Annotated in this window: 23 protein-coding genes; 17 read left to right on the top strand and 6 right to left on the bottom strand. The window is 33.0% G+C overall.

Annotated elements, in window-relative coordinates; all coding sequences use genetic code 11:
• The first annotated feature begins 24 nt into the window (after window positions 1-24).
• From thiS to Z053_RS0107595, 10 genes are all read left to right on the top strand, one after another.
• The gene (thiS, locus tag Z053_RS0107640) at window positions 25-225 is read left to right on the top strand and encodes a sulfur carrier protein ThiS (RefSeq protein ID WP_025664454.1); all 201 of its coding nucleotides are present in this window, start codon (window positions 25-27) and stop codon (window positions 223-225) included.
• Between the two features lie 75 nt (window positions 226-300).
• On the top strand, window positions 301-2,160 hold the full coding sequence (thiC, locus tag Z053_RS0107635; protein WP_025664453.1) for a phosphomethylpyrimidine synthase ThiC: 1,860 nt from the start codon (window positions 301-303) through the stop codon (window positions 2,158-2,160).
• Between the two features lie 92 nt (window positions 2,161-2,252).
• On the top strand, window positions 2,253-2,855 hold the full coding sequence (locus tag Z053_RS0107630) for a thiamine phosphate synthase (protein WP_025664452.1): 603 nt from the start codon (window positions 2,253-2,255) through the stop codon (window positions 2,853-2,855).
• A gap of 17 nt (window positions 2,856-2,872) precedes the next feature.
• Window positions 2,873-3,649 carry a hydroxymethylpyrimidine/phosphomethylpyrimidine kinase gene (locus Z053_RS0107625; protein ID WP_025664451.1) on the top strand — a complete coding sequence of 259 codons (777 nt, stop codon included), beginning with the start codon at window positions 2,873-2,875 and terminating at the stop codon, window positions 3,647-3,649.
• A 10-nt stretch (window positions 3,650-3,659) separates the two neighbouring features.
• A complete protein-coding gene (locus Z053_RS0107620; protein ID WP_081748230.1) occupies window positions 3,660-4,124 on the top strand; it encodes a GNAT family N-acetyltransferase in 465 nt (154 codons plus the stop codon).
• A 67-nt stretch (window positions 4,125-4,191) separates the two neighbouring features.
• Window positions 4,192-4,827, top strand: coding sequence for a thiamine phosphate synthase (locus Z053_RS0107615; RefSeq protein ID WP_241459811.1), 636 nt, complete (start codon window positions 4,192-4,194; stop codon window positions 4,825-4,827).
• 3 nt (window positions 4,828-4,830) lie between these two features.
• A complete protein-coding gene (locus Z053_RS0107610) occupies window positions 4,831-5,604 on the top strand; it encodes a thiazole synthase (protein WP_025664448.1) in 774 nt (257 codons plus the stop codon).
• 94 nt (window positions 5,605-5,698) lie between these two features.
• A complete protein-coding gene (locus Z053_RS0107605) occupies window positions 5,699-6,049 on the top strand; it encodes a four helix bundle protein (RefSeq protein WP_025664447.1) in 351 nt (116 codons plus the stop codon).
• Window positions 6,049-7,188, top strand: a complete 1,140-nt coding sequence (thiH, locus tag Z053_RS0107600; RefSeq protein ID WP_025664446.1) for a 2-iminoacetate synthase ThiH — start codon at window positions 6,049-6,051, stop codon at window positions 7,186-7,188. Before Z053_RS0107605 ends, thiH begins: the two co-directional genes overlap by 1 nt.
• 61 nt (window positions 7,189-7,249) lie before the next feature.
• Window positions 7,250-7,660, top strand: coding sequence for a hypothetical protein (locus Z053_RS0107595; protein ID WP_025664445.1), 411 nt, complete (start codon window positions 7,250-7,252; stop codon window positions 7,658-7,660).
• Between the two features lie 27 nt (window positions 7,661-7,687).
• On the opposite strand, the gene Z053_RS0107590 is transcribed toward Z053_RS0107595, so the two are convergent.
• Window positions 7,688-8,119 carry a Rieske (2Fe-2S) protein gene (locus Z053_RS0107590; RefSeq protein ID WP_025664444.1) on the bottom strand — a complete coding sequence of 144 codons (432 nt, stop codon included), beginning with the start codon at window positions 8,117-8,119 and terminating at the stop codon, window positions 7,688-7,690.
• A 120-nt stretch (window positions 8,120-8,239) separates the two neighbouring features.
• Between Z053_RS0107590 and greA the strand changes: the two genes are divergently transcribed.
• The 3 genes from greA to Z053_RS0107575 all read left to right on the top strand — a co-directional run bounded on the left by greA (window position 8,240) and on the right by Z053_RS0107575 (window position 9,647).
• The gene (gene greA, locus Z053_RS0107585; RefSeq protein ID WP_025664443.1) at window positions 8,240-8,716 is read left to right on the top strand and encodes a transcription elongation factor GreA; all 477 of its coding nucleotides are present in this window, start codon (window positions 8,240-8,242) and stop codon (window positions 8,714-8,716) included.
• A 126-nt stretch (window positions 8,717-8,842) separates the two neighbouring features.
• A complete protein-coding gene (locus Z053_RS0107580) occupies window positions 8,843-9,232 on the top strand; it encodes an HIT family protein (RefSeq protein ID WP_025664442.1) in 390 nt (129 codons plus the stop codon).
• A 4-nt stretch (window positions 9,233-9,236) separates the two neighbouring features.
• Window positions 9,237-9,647 carry an acyl-CoA thioesterase gene (locus tag Z053_RS0107575; RefSeq protein WP_025664441.1) on the top strand — a complete coding sequence of 137 codons (411 nt, stop codon included), beginning with the start codon at window positions 9,237-9,239 and terminating at the stop codon, window positions 9,645-9,647.
• Here Z053_RS0107575 and Z053_RS0107570 read toward each other — a convergent pair.
• Window positions 9,644-10,003, bottom strand: a complete 360-nt coding sequence (locus Z053_RS0107570; RefSeq protein WP_025664440.1) for a hypothetical protein — start codon at window positions 10,001-10,003, stop codon at window positions 9,644-9,646. The two genes, Z053_RS0107575 and Z053_RS0107570, sit on opposite strands and share 4 nt — an antisense overlap.
• Window positions 10,004-10,084: 81 nt before the next feature.
• Window positions 10,085-11,272 carry a sensor histidine kinase gene (locus tag Z053_RS0107565; RefSeq protein ID WP_025664439.1) on the bottom strand — a complete coding sequence of 396 codons (1,188 nt, stop codon included), beginning with the start codon at window positions 11,270-11,272 and terminating at the stop codon, window positions 10,085-10,087.
• A 135-nt stretch (window positions 11,273-11,407) separates the two neighbouring features.
• Here Z053_RS0107565 and Z053_RS0107560 point away from each other — a divergent pair, with 135 nt between their 5' ends.
• The 4 genes from Z053_RS0107560 to upp all read left to right on the top strand — a co-directional run bounded on the left by Z053_RS0107560 (window position 11,408) and on the right by upp (window position 14,268).
• A complete protein-coding gene (locus Z053_RS0107560; protein ID WP_025664438.1) occupies window positions 11,408-12,280 on the top strand; it encodes a flavin reductase family protein in 873 nt (290 codons plus the stop codon).
• Between the two features lie 12 nt (window positions 12,281-12,292).
• Complete coding sequence (locus Z053_RS0107555; protein WP_025664437.1) at window positions 12,293-12,664, top strand: DUF3127 domain-containing protein; 372 nt, start codon at window positions 12,293-12,295, stop codon at window positions 12,662-12,664.
• Window positions 12,665-12,885: 221 nt separating this feature from the next.
• The gene (gene aat, locus Z053_RS0107550) at window positions 12,886-13,524 is read left to right on the top strand and encodes a leucyl/phenylalanyl-tRNA--protein transferase (RefSeq protein ID WP_025664436.1); all 639 of its coding nucleotides are present in this window, start codon (window positions 12,886-12,888) and stop codon (window positions 13,522-13,524) included.
• Between the two features lie 90 nt (window positions 13,525-13,614).
• Window positions 13,615-14,268: a uracil phosphoribosyltransferase gene (gene upp, locus Z053_RS0107545; protein ID WP_025664435.1), complete on the top strand. Its 654-nt coding sequence runs from the start codon at window positions 13,615-13,617 to the stop codon at window positions 14,266-14,268.
• Window position 14,269: 1 nt separating this feature from the next.
• Here the strand turns inward: upp and Z053_RS0107540 are convergent, their stop codons facing one another.
• Genes Z053_RS0107540 through Z053_RS0107530 form a run of 3 tightly spaced genes read right to left on the bottom strand, consistent with a single transcriptional unit; the run spans window position 14,270 to window position 16,630 of the window.
• The gene (locus Z053_RS0107540) at window positions 14,270-14,674 is read right to left on the bottom strand and encodes an ACT domain-containing protein (protein WP_025664434.1); all 405 of its coding nucleotides are present in this window, start codon (window positions 14,672-14,674) and stop codon (window positions 14,270-14,272) included.
• Between the two features lie 33 nt (window positions 14,675-14,707).
• Complete coding sequence (locus Z053_RS0107535; protein ID WP_025664433.1) at window positions 14,708-15,271, bottom strand: DNA-3-methyladenine glycosylase I; 564 nt, start codon at window positions 15,269-15,271, stop codon at window positions 14,708-14,710.
• Between the two features lie 51 nt (window positions 15,272-15,322).
• Window positions 15,323-16,630 (bottom strand): leucine-rich repeat domain-containing protein, encoded by a 1,308-nt coding sequence (locus tag Z053_RS0107530; RefSeq protein WP_025664432.1) that lies wholly within the window; start codon window positions 16,628-16,630, stop codon window positions 15,323-15,325.
• Between the last annotated feature and the right edge of the window lie 54 nt (window positions 16,631-16,684).

The following is a 16,684-nucleotide window of genomic DNA, read 5'->3' as shown; positions in this document are numbered from 1 at the left end:
TTTATGGAATTAATATATAAAAAAATGACCATAAACGTTAACAATCAATCTCAATCAATTTCAGAAAACAGTTCAATTAAAAAACTGTTAGAGCAATTAGATATTCTTCCTAACGGAATTGCTATTGCCATTAATAATAAAGTCATTTCTAAAGAAGAATGGGAACAAACAATGATAGAAAACGATGATGATATAGTAATCATAAAAGCTACTCAAGGAGGGTAAGTTAATTACAAATCATTATTACCATAAGAAAAACTAACAGCAAAGGGTATAATCAAAACCTGAAATACAATATTCATGAAGAAAAAAGATACAGCACCACAGGACACCGTAATTAGTACCACACCTTTTCCAAGTTCAAAAAAAATCTATGTACCTGGAGCTATTCATCCACAGGTTAAAGTAGCAATGCGAGAGATCGAGTTAAGTGATACGGTCGATAGCATTACAGGAAAAAGAACCGTTAATCAACCTGTTACTGTTTATGATACGAGTGGTCCATATACCGACCCTTCAAAAGAGATCAATGTACATAATGGGATCGAACCTATTCGGGAGCAATGGGTTTTAGACCGTGGAGATGTAGAAGAATTAGATAGTTTTTCTTCAGAATATTGTAATAAGAGACTAAATGATTCTAGTTTGGATCATCTTCGATTTAATCATCTTCGCAAGCCAAAACGAGCTAAAAAAGGAAAAAATGTTTCCCAGATGTATTATGCGAAACAAGGTATCATTACTCCCGAAATGGAATATGTGGCTATACGCGAAAACCAAAAACTTCAAGAAGTAAAACGCCTTTCTAAACAACATCCCGGTCAAGATTTTGGAGCTAGTATTCCCGAGGTAATTACTCCAGAATTTGTAAGAGAAGAAGTTGCCAGAGGAAGAGCTGTTATACCATCTAATATCAATCACCCAGAAAGTGAACCTATGATTTTGGGGAGAAATTTTTTGGTAAAAATCAATGCCAATATTGGTAATTCTGCAACAACATCAAGTATCGAAGAAGAAGTAGAAAAAGCAGTATGGGCATGCCGCTGGGGAGCAGATAATATTATGGATCTTTCTACAGGAAAAAATATACATGAAACCCGTGAGTGGATTATTCGTAACTCACCTGTACCTATAGGAACTGTACCTATCTATCAAGCATTAGAAAAAGTGAATGGTAAAGCCGAAGATTTAACCTGGGAAATTTTTAAAGATACATTGATCGAACAGGCAGAACAGGGAGTAGATTATTTCACCATTCATGCAGGAGTGCGTTTAGCATATGTGCCTATGACGGCAAAGCGTATCACCGGTATCGTTTCTAGAGGAGGATCTATTATGGCAAAATGGTGTCTTGCGCATCATAAAGAGAGTTTTTTATATACACATTTTGAAGAAATATGCGAGATCATGAAAGCCTATGATGTGGCATTTTCCTTAGGAGATGGGTTACGCCCGGGTTGTATTGCAGATGCTAATGACGAGGCACAGTTTGCAGAGCTAGAAACACTGGGAGAATTAACAAAAATTGCTTGGAAACACGATGTACAAACCTTTATCGAGGGACCAGGACATGTGCCAATGCATATGATCAAAGCAAATATGGATAAGCAATTAGAAGCTTGTGGAGAAGCGCCTTTTTATACCTTAGGCCCTTTGACCACTGATATTGCTCCCGGATACGACCATATCACTTCGGGAATCGGAGCTGCTATGATAGGTTGGTATGGGACTGCCATGTTATGTTATGTGACCCCAAAAGAACATTTAGGATTACCAAATAAAGAAGATGTACGTACGGGAGTGATTACTTATAAACTGGCAGCGCATGCGGCAGATTTAGCAAAAGGACATCCAGGAGCGCAACATCGAGATGATGCCTTAAGTAAAGCACGTTTTGAGTTTCGATGGGAAGATCAATTCAATTTATCTCTGGATCCAGAACTGGCAAGAGAATATCACGATGAAACACTACCTGCAGAAGGTGCAAAAATCGCTCATTTCTGTAGTATGTGCGGTCCAAAATTCTGTTCGATGAAAATATCTCAAGAAGTACGCGATTATGCTGCAAAAAAAGAAATTGATGACCGAAAAGCACTCGAAGCAGGGATGCAGGAAAAAGCAGAAGAATTTAAAGAAAAAGGAAGCGAAGTATATTTGTAGGTCTCAAGTATAAGGTGTTAGGCTTTCAGTGAATTACTGATACCTGATCACTGATATCCAATGGCCGATAGCTAAAACCTGATATTTAATCTATGCTAATCATATTAACCTCAGAACAAGAATTAGAAAGTGAAGCCGATAAAATCAATTCACTATTCGATAATGGTTTAGAAATATTACATTTTCGTAAACCAACTATGAATATTGAAGGATACAGAGTTTTGCTCAATCAAATTGACACAAAATACCACAACCGTATTATGATACATCAATTTCATGAGTTATGTGAAGAATTTAATTTGAGAGGAATTCATATTCAGGAACAACCACGATTGGATTTAGAAGAAAAACTAGAAGAATATATTTATGATTATAAAACAAAAGACTATAAAGTAAGTAGTTCTTTTCATTCTAAAGAGGATATAAAAAATTGCCCGGCTACTTTTGAGTATGTGTTATTAAGCCCTGTTTTTAGTTCAATTTCAAAAGTTGGTTATACAGGAAAAGGATTTGATGTTACTGATCTAAATGAATTTGTAATAGGGATGGGCGGAATTAATGAAAGCACATTACAAGCAACATTTGATCTGGGATTTAAAGGAGTAGGTGTTTTAGGAGGAATATGGAATACAGAGGATTCGTTAGAAAGTTTCAAAATGATTTATGATAAGCTTAAAACAATACAAACTACGTAAAGCAACTCTTAGTAGGAATGATAAAAAGACCGTACATACTTACCATAGCAGGTTTTGATCCATCTAACGGAGCAGGACTTACTGCAGATATTAAAACAATTGAAGCGTTAAAAGGCTATGGTCTTTCTGTTTGTACAGCAAATACGATCCAGAATGATGTTGAATTTATATCGTGCCAATGGATGGATTTTGATGTGATTAAAAATCAAATAGAAATAATATTTGATCGGTTTACAATAGCGTATGTGAAAATAGGGATTGTTCAGGACTGGGAAGTGCTTAATGCAATTATTGATGTTGTATTAGAAAAAAATAATACAATTAAAATTGTTTTAGACCCAGTATTAAAGTCTAGTTCAGATTTTAATTTTCATTCTTATAATGACAATTTGGATGATCAGAATAATATTGAAAAACAGTTTGAGGAAATATTAAACAAAATTTACCTTCTAACACCAAATTATAATGAAATAGAAAGGTTGTATACAGGTAAAACTATTGAAGAAACAATCGTCCATATTGCTAATAAAACGAATCTTTTTCTTAAAGGAGGACATAGAAAAGAAGCAATCGGAAAAGATGAATTGTTCACTAGCGATGGGAAACGTTTTGTGTTGAACCCAAAAAGACAAAACATATCAGAAAAACACGGAAGCGGTTGTGTACTTTCTTCTGCAATCACAACATATTTGGCATTAGGGTTTCCTTTGCTCAAAGCTTGTTATAGAGGAAAAAGGTATACCGAAAAAGTACTGAGTTCTAATAGTAGCCTGTTGGGGTATCATAAGATTTAGATTGATTAGTATGATGAATAAAGAAACAATAGTAGAGGCCGATGTTAACGATGCTGAAGAAATAACTAGCTTGACCAAAATATCAAAAGCATTTTGGGGATATGATGACAAGCAAATTAAAAAATGGGAGAAAGATCTTACTATGACAAAGGATTATATTATTGAAAATAAAGTGTATAAAATAACTTGCGGAAATGATCTAAAAGGATATTATTCTTATATAGAGAAAGAAGATAAAGTAGTTGAACTAGATAATATATTTCTCCACCCTGATAGTATTGGGAAAGGATATGGTTCTGTTTTGATGAATGATTTTTTGAAAAAAATGAAAAAAAGTCATTTTGAAAAGATTCAATTATATGCAGAACCTAAAGCCGAAAAGTTCTACATCAAATTTGGGTTTAAAACAGTTAGTAGAATAAAAAGTGATATCCCAAACAGATTTTTACCTGTTATGGAATTAAATATAAAATAATAAGCAAATTGTTAAACAGTTATTCTAAAGCAATTCTTAACTCCATAACTTCTTAAAACTAATGACTATGCTTCAATATATTTCACAAGGTAAAACTCCAAAGGAACATCTTAAAAATATAAAGAATGCTTGCAAAGCTGGTTGCAAATGGATACAACTACGTCTTAAAGATGAAGACATAGCAACGTATCTGGATACGGCAATACAATGCCGTAATATCTGTGATCAATATGATGCTATTATGATTGTTAATGATAATGTAAGTGTGGCAAAAGCTGTTCTGGCAGATGGCATACATTTGGGATTAAATGATATGAACCCAGGAGAGGCAAGAAAAATTCTTGGTGATAATTTTATTATAGGTGGTACTGCAAATACTATAGAAAACTGTTTACAACATATTAAAGATGGTGTAGATTATATAGGTCTTGGCCCTTATAAGCATACAATAACTAAAAAAAAACTAAGTCCGGTGTTAGGAATTGATGGCTGTCAAAATATTCTTAGTCAACTTAAAAATGAAAATGCAGAAATACCTGTTGTTGCAATAGGAGGAATTACAGAAAAGGATATTACCACACTTATGCAGACAGGAATATCAGGAATTGCTGTTTCGGGAGAGTTGACAAACCAGGTAAATCTGGAGAAAAAAATAAAAACTATAAAAAAACTAATGGTTCAAAAGCTACCAGCTAATCGTTAAGAAATGGAAAAATTAAAAATTGCAGATAAAGAATTTTCATCCCGTTTATTTACGGGCACAGGAAAATTTAGCTCTTCTCAGTTAATGAGTGATGCATTACTTATATCAGAAAGTGAATTAATAACAGTAGCATTAAAGAGAGTTGATGTTAATAATGAAAATGATGATATATTAAAACATTTGGATCATCCCAGAATTAACTTACTCCCTAATACATCTGGTGTTCGTGATGCCAAAGAGGCCGTTTTTGCAGCGCAATTAGCAAGAGAAGCTTTAGAGACAAACTGGATAAAATTAGAAATTCATCCAGATCCAAAATATTTATTACCAGATCCTGTAGAAACCTTAAATGCTGCTTCAGAATTAGTAAAACAAGGATTTGTAGTGATGCCATATATTCATGCAGATCCGGTTTTGTGTAAACGTTTAGAAGAGGTAGGAGTACAATGTGTGATGCCTTTGGGTGCTCCAATAGGAAGTAATAAAGGATTAAAAACATTAGAATTTTTAGAAATTATCATAGATCAAAGTAATGTTCCTGTAATTGTAGATGCTGGTATCGGAAGCCCTTCTCATGCGGCACAAGCGATGGAGATTGGTGCAGACGCAGTATTGGTAAATACAGCTATTGCAGTATCTCAACAACCAATAACGATGGCAAAAGCATTTAAAATGGCTGTAGAGGCAGGTCGTATGGCATATAACTCAAAATTAGCCCCTGTTAGACAACATGCAGAGGCAAGTAGCCCGTTAACATCATTTTTAACACAAGGTTAAAAAGAGGTATCAGAATTTGGGTATCAGGTATCAGGTTTCTGGTATTGGGGGTAATGTCGAAAAGTGATACTTAGAAACTGATTAAAATATGTTTATGAGAGATTTTAAAGAATTAAAAGTTTGGAAAGAAAGCCATAAATTATGTTTACTAATTTATGAATTAACTAAGCGGTTTCCTGATGACGAGAGGTTTGGGATTATATCACAACTAAGAAGAGCATCCACTTCTGTTCCAACCAATATATCTGAAGGTTGTGGTCATGATTCCAACAAAGAATTTGCAAGATTCTTACGAATTGCTTCTGGATCTATTTCAGAGGTCGAATATCTTTTGATTTTATCAAAAGATTTAGGCTATTTAGAAAAAGAACAAGCAAATGATCTGTTAAACAAGGTAGTTTTTATCAGAAAGATGTTGTTTAATTTAGTTAAAGCAATTAAGTAATGACAGATGCCCGATACCCGTTACCTGATACCAGTTTCAAAGATATATTCGAGCAATATAATTGGGAAGCAACACTTTCCAGTATTTTTTCTAAGACAGAAGCAGATGTTGTTCATGCTCTTGAAAAACCTAAAAGAGATCTTGAAGATTTTAAGGCATTGATTTCCCCTACTGCAAAACCATATTTAGAACATATGGCGCAAATAAGTAGCTATACTACTAAAAAACGTTTTGGCAATACCATCCAGATGTATACCCCAATGTACTTAAGTAATGAATGCCAAAATATATGTACGTATTGTGGATTTAGTATGACTAATAAAATTCCGAGAAGAACATTAACCGATAAAGAAATTCTAAAAGAAGTAGGTTTTCTAAAGTCCAAAGGCTATGATCACATCCTTTTGGTTACGGGAGAAGCTAATAGGACAGTGGGAGTAGATTATATCAATAATGCCATACAACTCATACAATCAAAATTTGCCAATATTACGATAGAGGTGCAGCCATTAGATCAGTCAGACTATGAACTATTAATTAAAAATGGTTTGTATGCCGTATTGGTGTATCAAGAAACATATCACAAAGAAGAGTATAAAAAACATCATCCAAAAGGAAGGAAATCTAATTTTGATTATCGATTAGAAACTCCGGACCGATTAGGTAAAGCAGGAATTCATAAAATAGGGTTAGGAGCCCTTTTTGGATTAGAGGATTGGAGAGCAGATAGTTTTTTTACAGCATTGCATCTTAACTATTTGCAAAAAACATACTGGAAAACAAAATATTCGATATCCTTTCCGAGACTAAGACCGCATAGCGGTGGGCTAGAACCAAAAGTAGCAATGACAGATTCAGATTTGGTGCAGTTGATATGTGCTTTTCGATTGTTAGATGAAGATGTAGAGTTGTCTATGTCTACTCGAGAAAGTGAAGTGTTTAGAGAGCATGTTGTAAATCTTGGAATCACTTCTATAAGCGCCGAGTCTAAAACTAATCCAGGAGGTTATGTAGTAGAACCACAGTCTTTAGAACAGTTCGAAATTTCTGATGAACGCTCTACAGGAGATGTAGTGAAAATGCTTAAAAATAAGGGGTTAGAAGTGGTTTGGAAAGATTGGGCCTATAATTGGAAATAAATTGTAATATATTTAAGGGCTAAAAAACTGTTTTGAATATAGGATGTGTAATTTTATTTTTATGAGTAGGATAATTACTGTAATTTCTCTTTTTCTTTTTTGGAATCATTTAAGTTATGCCCAACAAGAAGAAAATACAGGAACAATACAATATACAAACCCAATACTGGTCGAGCTAAAACCTAATATACCAGTAATGCTTACAGATTCTTTGTCTATTCTATTAACAGGTTATTCTCATAAACGCCCAACACATGGTGCCGGTGGTCCAACAAAGACGGGTGTACAACTATCGCTTTCTAAAGGAAATAGTTGTGGAGAAGTAGAGGTTTACAGGTACGGTTTACTAAGAAAAACAGAATATACATATATGCCTTCCTTTTGGAACGATGAGTATGAATTTAAGTTAATGGATTTTGATTTTCCGCTTTCTTTTAAAATTGTGATTTCAAAAAAACAAGATGTAGATTAAAAACAAGCTGTTTTTTTCTTTGTACAGTTAGTTAGATATAAATAACGTATTTCCTTCTCGTCGCACATTATATCGCCTTAATCCAAATTGACCATCTCCAGAGGTTTGCTGTCCGGTAATAATATTGTAACTGTTTCCGTCATCGCAATTGCAAGTCGAGGTAATTCCATCAATCGTCTGAGTAGAGCAAGAACTAGGAGAATGATTAGGGTCGCTAAGCTCAAAAGCTGAATATTGAGTGTTATCAATATTATAAATAATGACTCCTTTAATACTCCCGTTTTCTGAGTTATCTACCAAATGATTACTCGGAAATTTAAGTGGGTTAAATTGAGGTAAATTAAGATTGATTTGATAATTAACGCTCGAAGGAGGTAGAAATTGATTATTATCTCCATTATCATCACTACTACATGATAAAATCAAAAGAATACTTGCAAAAAATAAAGTCTTTTTCATAACACTACTATTGTATTGGCAAATTACGTAAATTTGCAGTCTTCAGTAAAATTTTTGTTATCTTTGAATAACAAATCCCATTCTTGTGGGATTTTTTGTATTTATATAAACGATGAAGTTATGAGCAAAGTATCTTATTATACTGCCGAGGGGCTTAAAAAACTAAGAGACGAACTAGGTCAGCTTAAGGATGTAGAGCGCCCAAAAGCTTCTCAAGCGATAGCTGAAGCGCGTGATAAAGGGGATTTAAGTGAAAATGCCGAGTATGATGCCGCAAAAGAAGCACAGGGATTATTAGAGATGAGAATTTCTAAATTAGAAGAGACTCTTTCTAATGCACGTTTAATTGACGAATCTCAATTAGACACGTCTAAGGCTCTTATACATTCTACTGTAAAGATCAAAAACCAAACTAATGGTGCCGAAATGACTTATAAACTGGTAGCGCAAAGTGAAGCAGATCTTAAAACTGGAAAGATATCTGTAGATTCTCCTATCGGAAAAGGTCTATTAGGAAAAAGTGTTGGCGAAATAGCTGAAATACAAGTGCCTAACGGGATTATGAAGTTTGATGTTGTAGAGATTACAAGAGAATAAAAGAAACAATTTCTTAAATTTTGTTACAAGCCTTTTTTAATTTTTTAAAAAAGGCTTTTTTATGGTTTTGACTTACAGATAAATAAACTATATTTCGAAAACCGTAACCCAACTAAAATTTAATTAATGTCTACCCTATTTACTAAAATTGTAAATGGCGAAATTCCATCATATACAGTGGCCGAAGATGAGAATTATTACGCCTTTTTGGATATTAGTCCAAATGCAAAAGGACATACACTTTGTATTCCTAAAAAAGAAGAAGATAAAATATTTGATCTGGATGAAGACGAATATCTGGAGTTAATGCGTTTTTCTCGTAAAGTAGCAAAAGCTATAGAGAAAACAGTCTCCTGTAAACGTGTCGGTATTGCCGTCGTAGGTTTAGAAGTCCCACATGTACACGTACACTTAATTCCGCTAAATGAAATGAAAGAAATGACTTTTCAGCATAAAATTTCTATGTCAGAATCAGAATTTAAAGCACTGGCAAAAGAAATTCAATCGAATTTATAAGTGTATGCAGGAATCAGGTTTTAAACTATCTCTACAACTTCGAATTGATTGGAGTGAGATGGATACGTATCAGCATGTGAACAATGTGAATTTTATGAAATATATGCAAAGTGCACGTGTTCAATTCTGGGAAGTAACCGGTTTGGCAACATTATATGCCGAAACTAAAAAAGGACCTATGCTGGTTTCTACACAATGTGATTTTAAAAACCCGTTGTTTTTTCCGGGAAATGTAATAATCAAAACTAGAGTTGAGTTTATTAAAAACTCTAGTTTTGGGTTACATCATCATTTGTATAATGATGAAGGAGTACTTTGTGCAGAAGGTCATGATGTAGCAGTTTGTTTTGATTTTAATGCAGATAAAACCTTTTTGATTACAGATGAATTACGCCAGATTATGAAACAATATTAGATTCCTAAAAGATCAGATCTGTAAAGATAGATGTATACAAAAGCAGCGATAGCAATCCCAATAAATAATAAAATATAAAACAATTTGGTAAAACGCAGTGATCCAGATTGGCGAGTGATTGTTTTTTTATGGTAATCATATACTCTTTCTATATCTGTAGTCCATTGTCCTGGGAAAATTTGATTTTCGCATTTATTACAGTTAATACTTTCGACAATATTACTTTTGGTTTTGACCAGAAGTTTTGATTTTAGTCTTTGTTGTTTGAAAGAAAGTATCATGCCATCAGTAGAGTAGCATTCTGGACAATTATTGTTAAGAGTTGTTTCTTTTAAAATAATATATTCAGTTTTCACTTTGTTTAGATTTGGCGTTTAATAGGTATTCTATAACGTTGTGAAAAAAATATTGTTATACCTTTTTAAGAAAATTTAATATTAAGAAGTAACTCCAGACTTGCGAAGTGTAATTTGAAAAGTAGTGCCTTTACCAATATCTGATTTAAGAACTTTAATTTTTCCTAAGTGGTATTCTTCTATAATTCTTTTTGATAGGGATAGACCCAGACCCCACCCTCTGCTCTTAGATGTATATCCAGGCTCAAAAATTTTGGTGAATTTACTTTTAGGAATACCCTTACCTGTGTCTTTAATTCGTATAAATACCCGCTTTGCATCATCTATAAGATCAATATTAAGATCTCCTTTCCCTCGCATTGCATCAATAGCGTTTTTTACGAGGTTTTCGATTGTCCAGCTATATAATTGGGAGTTTAATGATACATGAATAGGTTTATCTGGTAAATTAAGTGAGAAATTAATAAGTTTAGAGCTTCTGGATTGAAGATATGTATAGGCATTTCGGGTTTCTTCTACAATATCAACATCTTCGAGATTAGGAATAGAACCAATTTTAGAAAAACGTTCTGTAATTATCTTTAGCCGCTCAATATCCTTTTCTATTTCTACGATATATTCTGGATTTACATTTTCGGTTTTCAGGATTTCATTCCATCCTACCAACGAGGATAATGGTGTGCCTATTTGGTGAGCAGTTTCTTTAGCCATACCTGCCCAAAGTTTGTTTTGCTCACTAGCTTTAGAGGTAGTAAAAAAGAAATAAATTACTCCAATTAACAGAAATATAATGATGGCAATAGTCATTGGGTAATATTTCAATTTATTTAAAATATCAGAATTTCCGTAATAAATATATTGAACGGTATCTTTCAGATCGAGTTCTATTGGGTCGTTTTCTGATTTTAACGTTTTTAAAAATGATTTGAGTTTTTCTTCATCTGTTATCTCATTTTTAGATAAGTTTTTAAAATAACTAGGATCAGGTTTTCCTAAAGAATCTCTAATAAAGTCACCTTTAGAATCTGTAATGATGATAGGAATAGATTTGTTTGTTGTATTGATAACAATAGATAACTCTAGATAGTCATCAGATTGTTCGCTGTCTAATGCTTTCTGGGATTGCACCCATATTTCAACTTTAGTTCGTTCATCATCTTTAAGACGTTGCATGAATAACGATGTATTCCATAAAACGAGGCCAGTTATAACTAAAACAGCTATAATAATAAAATAGCTCGAAAAATTACGCTCATCAGAAAAATTCATACAGACTAGTTAACTAAATCCTAAATATAAACGTTTTAAAACGATTTTATTGTTTATAAAACAGATTCTAAAACCTGTTTTTTTAATGATTCTAAAACCAAACTTTGGTTATATTTGCTCAATATAAAACAAATTATGATTACAATCGATCCATCAGAGGTTACTACAGGAAAATTACATGGCTTAATTCTTGGAGCAATCGGTCCCAGACCTATAGCTTTTGCTAGCACGATGGATGTAAATGGCAATGCTAATTTATCTCCGTTTAGTTTTTTTAATGTATTTAGTGCGAATCCACCGATTCTTATTTTTTCTCCGGCAAGAAGAGTTAGAGATAATACGACTAAACATACATTAGAAAATGCAAAATCTACCAAAGAAGTAGTCATTAATATTGTGAATTATGATATTGTACAGCAGATGTCATTATCAAGTACAGAGTATCCAGAGGGGGTTAACGAGTTTGTAAAATCTGGGCTTACCATGGTTCCTTCAGAAAAAGTCAGAGCGTATCGTGTAGGGGAATCTCCGGTACAGTTTGAATGTAAGGTTAATCAGGTAGTTCCTATGGGTACCGAAGGAGGAGCTGGTAATCTTATTATCTGCGAAGTCGTTCTTATGCATATTAATGAGAATGTTATGGACGAAAATAATAGAATAGATCAGCATAAGATAGATCAGGTTGCTCGTATGGGGGGTAATTGGTATAGTAGGGCCAATATGGGAATGTTTGAAGTGCCTAAACCATTAAGTTCAATAGGAATTGGTGTAGATGCATTGCCAGAAGAAGTAAGAAATAGTACTGTTTTTACAGGAAATGATTTAGGTAAACTAGGAAATGTAGAAGGAATGCCAACAAAATCTGAAGCTTTAGAATTTGTTAATAACCATAATGATATTAAGGATAAAATTCAGGAGGCTAACCTAATAGAAATTCATAAATTTGCAAAGCAGTATCTCGATCAGGATGATATGGATACGGCATGGAACATTTTAGCAGCAAAATAATAATTCAATAAGATGGAAGTACAAGGTAAAGTAAAGATGATCGGTGAGACTCAAACCTTTGGAAGCAATGGTTTTAGAAAGAGAGAAATTGTAGTTACTACTGAAGAGCAATACCCACAGCATATCATGGTAGAGTTTGTTCAGGATAAATGTGACTTATTAAATCCTTTTCAAGTTGGTCAGGATGTGAAAATAAGTATTAATTTACGTGGTCGTGAGTGGGTAAATCCACAAGGAGAAACTAAGTATTTTAATTCTATCCAGGGATGGAGAATTGAGAGCTTGCAACCTGTAGCTCAAAGTGCTCCTCCAACTCCACCGGTAGACGCTTTTGAACCTGCAAAAGATTTTTCTGAAGAAGAACATGATGATTTACCATTCTAAATAGGTTTTAAGTACACTATTTAATAAAAAGAAAAAAGTCCGATATAAGATAATATCGGACTTTTCATTATTGTGGTTTTAGGTTAACCTTTTAATAAAACTCAAAAAAGCAATGATGAACAAAATTTATCTTAAAAGGTCCTAACAAATATTGCGATTTTTTTGGTCAATTCAAACAACTGATTGATATTTAACGTTGTATAAAGGTTTATAAGTATATTTTGTACATTTTAACAGATTCAATACAATTTCCACCGGTTACTCTTGCTGATGCTAATGGTCTTTTGGCTATAGGAGGAGATCTTTCTGTTGATAGATTACTAAAGGCATATCATAACGGGATTTTTCCCTGGTATGATGAGGATCAACCGATCCTATGGTATAGTCCAGATCCCAGAATGGTACTTTTTCCGCCAGAGCTTAGAGTAAGTAAAAGTATGCGTCAACTTATCAGAAAAAATAAGTTTGAAGTAACATTTAATAAGGCCTTTGATAGTGTTGTACAACACTGTGCAACAATCAAACGGCCAGAACAAGAAGGTACCTGGATTACAAACGATATGCAAAAGGCATATGCAAAACTTCACCAATTAGGATATGCTATTTCTGTTGAGGTTTGGGAACAATCTGTTTTGGTAGGAGGTTTGTACGGGGTTTTGTTAGAAGATAAAAAAGTATTTTGTGGTGAGAGTATGTTTTCTAAAGTAAGTAATGCTTCTAAATATGGTTTTATTACTTTGGTAGAGTGGTTAATAAAAAAAGAGATACAATTGATCGATTGCCAGGTGTATACTGATCATTTGGCAAGCCTGGGTGCCAGAGAAATTACCAGGACTACGTTTATAAAATATTTGAAATAATATATGATTAGGAAGCTATTCTGATCTTCAATTGATTTCAAAAAGTAACAGGAAATAATAGTATTAATAACTTCTTAAAATACAGTATCAATGGTTATTCATAATTTAGGATTAAAAAATTCAATTTTAAATCAATTTGTTTTAGAATTAAGAGATGTTGCTATACAGAAAGATGCAATGCGTTTTAGGAAGAATATCGAACGGATAGGCGAAATCCTAAGTTACGAATTAAGTACAGCGCTGGATTATGAAACTAGAACAGTTCAAACCCCTTTGGGAACCAAAGAAATTTCTGTGCCTAAAAATGCACTCGTATTGTGTTCTATTCTTAGAGCCGGATTACCATTGCATCAAGGATTATTAAATTATTTTGATACAGCAGAGAACGGATTTATTTCGGCCTATAGAGATCATCAAAATAATGATGATGATTTTGAAATTGTGGTAAAATACCTGGCTTCGCCTTCTTTGAAAGATAAAACCTTGATTTTGGCAGATCCAATGTTGGCAACAGGAAAGACTCTGGAAAATACATTTATTGCGATGAAAAAACATGGTATACCCGAACAAATACATATTGTTTCTGTAATAGGCTCAGAGCAAGGGATATCATATATTAAAAATGTTTTTCCCGAAAATACTCATCTCTGGATTGCTGCGGTTGATCAAAAATTAAATGATAAGAGCTATATTATTCCTGGCCTAGGTGATGCAGGAGATTTATCTTTTGGAATAAAACTGTAAGCTATCCTTTATAATTTTTTGATAGTTTCTTTAACACATTAATTGCTTTATGTTCATCTTTTTTGTCAACGAAAATATGATCATGATAATAGCCGGCAATTACATTGCAGCTAATTTTATGTTTTGCTAATTCTGTCGAAAAAATAGCTGTAAGGCCTACTGCATCCAGCGAAGAATGGATTTCTAAAGTTATCCATGAAGCAATATATTCATAAGAAAGATTAAGATGTTCTGCCTTTTTACGATCAATTATAATAGTTACTCCTTCGGGTTCTTTAAATTCACCAATACTATCTTCTCTGGGAATATGATCTGTATTTTTTACTGTAGAAAAAACAAACTCACCAGCTTGTAATACAGGAGACATGTTTCTGATTAAAGTAGTTAAATTAGTTTCTCCACTCATCTTCTTATGTTTTTAATGGTTTTGTGTGATATGTTAAACTTCTTTGTATCTAAAACAGCCTACTTCGTGATCGTTTACCATACCAATAGCCTGCATAAAAGCATAAATCACGGTAGAACCCACAAACTTAAACCCTCGCTTTTTTAAATCTTTACTTACCATATCAGAAGTTTCTGTAGTCGCAGGGCAATCTTTATAATGAGGCCAACTGTTCTGAACTTGTTTCCCATCTACAAAACTCCAGATGTATGTATTAAAACTGCCAAACTCTTCTTGTATTTTAATAAAATTCTGAGCATTGGTTATTGCAGAATTTACTTTTAGTTTATTGCGAATGATTCCAGCATTTTGTAATAATTCTTCTTTCTTCGTGTCGTTATATTTAGCAACGATTTTATAATCAAAATTATCAAAAGCAACTCTAAAATTTTCTCGTTTTCGTAAAATGGTAATCCAACTCAAACCTGCCTGAAAAGTTTCGAGGATTAAAAATTCGAATAAAAGCTGCTCGTCGTGTAATGGTACTCCCCACTCGGTATCATGATAGGCCTCATATAGAGGGTCGCCAACGCACCAACCACATCTGTGTTTTTGCATAGTATATTCTTAGTTTGTTTTATAGATCAAATTTCTAAAATACTGTTTATTTTAAAAAGAAATCGAACAATCAGGCAGTAGTTTTTTAATTTTTTCCTTTTCTAGATCAGATAAGTTGTTACCAGATAGATGAATGATTTTTAATTTTTTTAAATCTTTTATAGACTCTGGCAAAGAAGAGAGTTTATTACTATCTAAATAGAGTTGTTTTAAGTTTTTAAGTTTGTATAGGGATTCTGGTAAACTTGCAATACTGTTATAAGACAAGGAAAGAGTTTCTAATTTTTTAAGTTTCTCAAAGGATTTTGGTAATTTCTTAAGTTGATTGCTTATGAGATATAACTTTTGCAAATTTTTAAGCTCTCCTATTGATTCTGGGAGTTCTGTTAATTCACTATCCGAAAGATACAGGATGTCAACATTTTTTTTATTTTCTAAGGCCTTCTGCAAAGAGTAGTAACTGTTTTCAAAATTAATTTCACAATTAGGTAATAATTGTTTGCTTATTTCTTTTTCTGCTTTAGAAAGTCTGTTGCCAGATAGGTTGAGGTCTTTTAAATTGGTAAGATTTTGAAAAGATTTTGGAAGCTTACTTATTTTATTAGCATTTAAGTACAGCAGTTTTAATTTTGAAAGGTTTCCGAAGGTTTCAGGAATACGATCTAGCTTATTTTCTTTACAAATCAACCATTCTAAGCTATTTAGATTTCCAAAAGATTCGGGTAATTCATCAATTTGATTGCCAGATAGATTTAGCGCTTCTATATTGTTTAGATTCCCAAATGTTAATGGTAATTCAGAAAGTCGATTTCCTTCTATAAGAAGTTCTTGTAAGCTGGTAAGATTACTAAAAGTATTAGATAACTCGACAAGTTGATTCTGTCTTAAATCCAATTTTTTTAAACTTGCAAGATTACCAAAGGATTCGGGTAACACCTTGATTTGATTATTTTTTAAGAATAACCATCCTAGTTTTTTTAAATTTCCAATAGACTCGGGGAGTGTAAGGATTTGATTTTCAGATAAAAATAAAACCTCTATATTTTGTAAACCACCAAAAGATCCCGGTAGCTCAACAAGTTTGTTCTTTTTTACATTAAGTGTTCTTAATTTTTTTAAATCCCCAATAGATTCTGGTAATTTACTTATTTCATTTCCTTCAAGGTTAAGGTATTGTAAATGTTTTAGTTGGGCTACAGAATCAGATAGTTTTGTGAGTTTAGTGTGGCTAAGGTCTAGCTTGTACACCTGATCTTTATTGACTAATGCTTCTTGCAATGAGGTGTAAATTTTATTTTCCTGACCAATAGCAGTTATATATCCTAGTAATAGAATAATTATAGTAAATGATTTTTTCATGTATTTAAATTTTCTATCGAAAACCCCTTAAAATAATGCTATACGTCTGTAATG

The sequence above is a fragment of the Aquimarina megaterium XH134 genome (genome assembly GCF_000520975.1).
In the GTDB taxonomy this organism is placed as follows: Bacteria; Bacteroidota; Bacteroidia; order Flavobacteriales; family Flavobacteriaceae; genus Aquimarina; species Aquimarina megaterium.
Note: the sequence above shows the minus strand (reverse complement) of the source record. Positions and strands in the feature narration are given on the sequence as shown.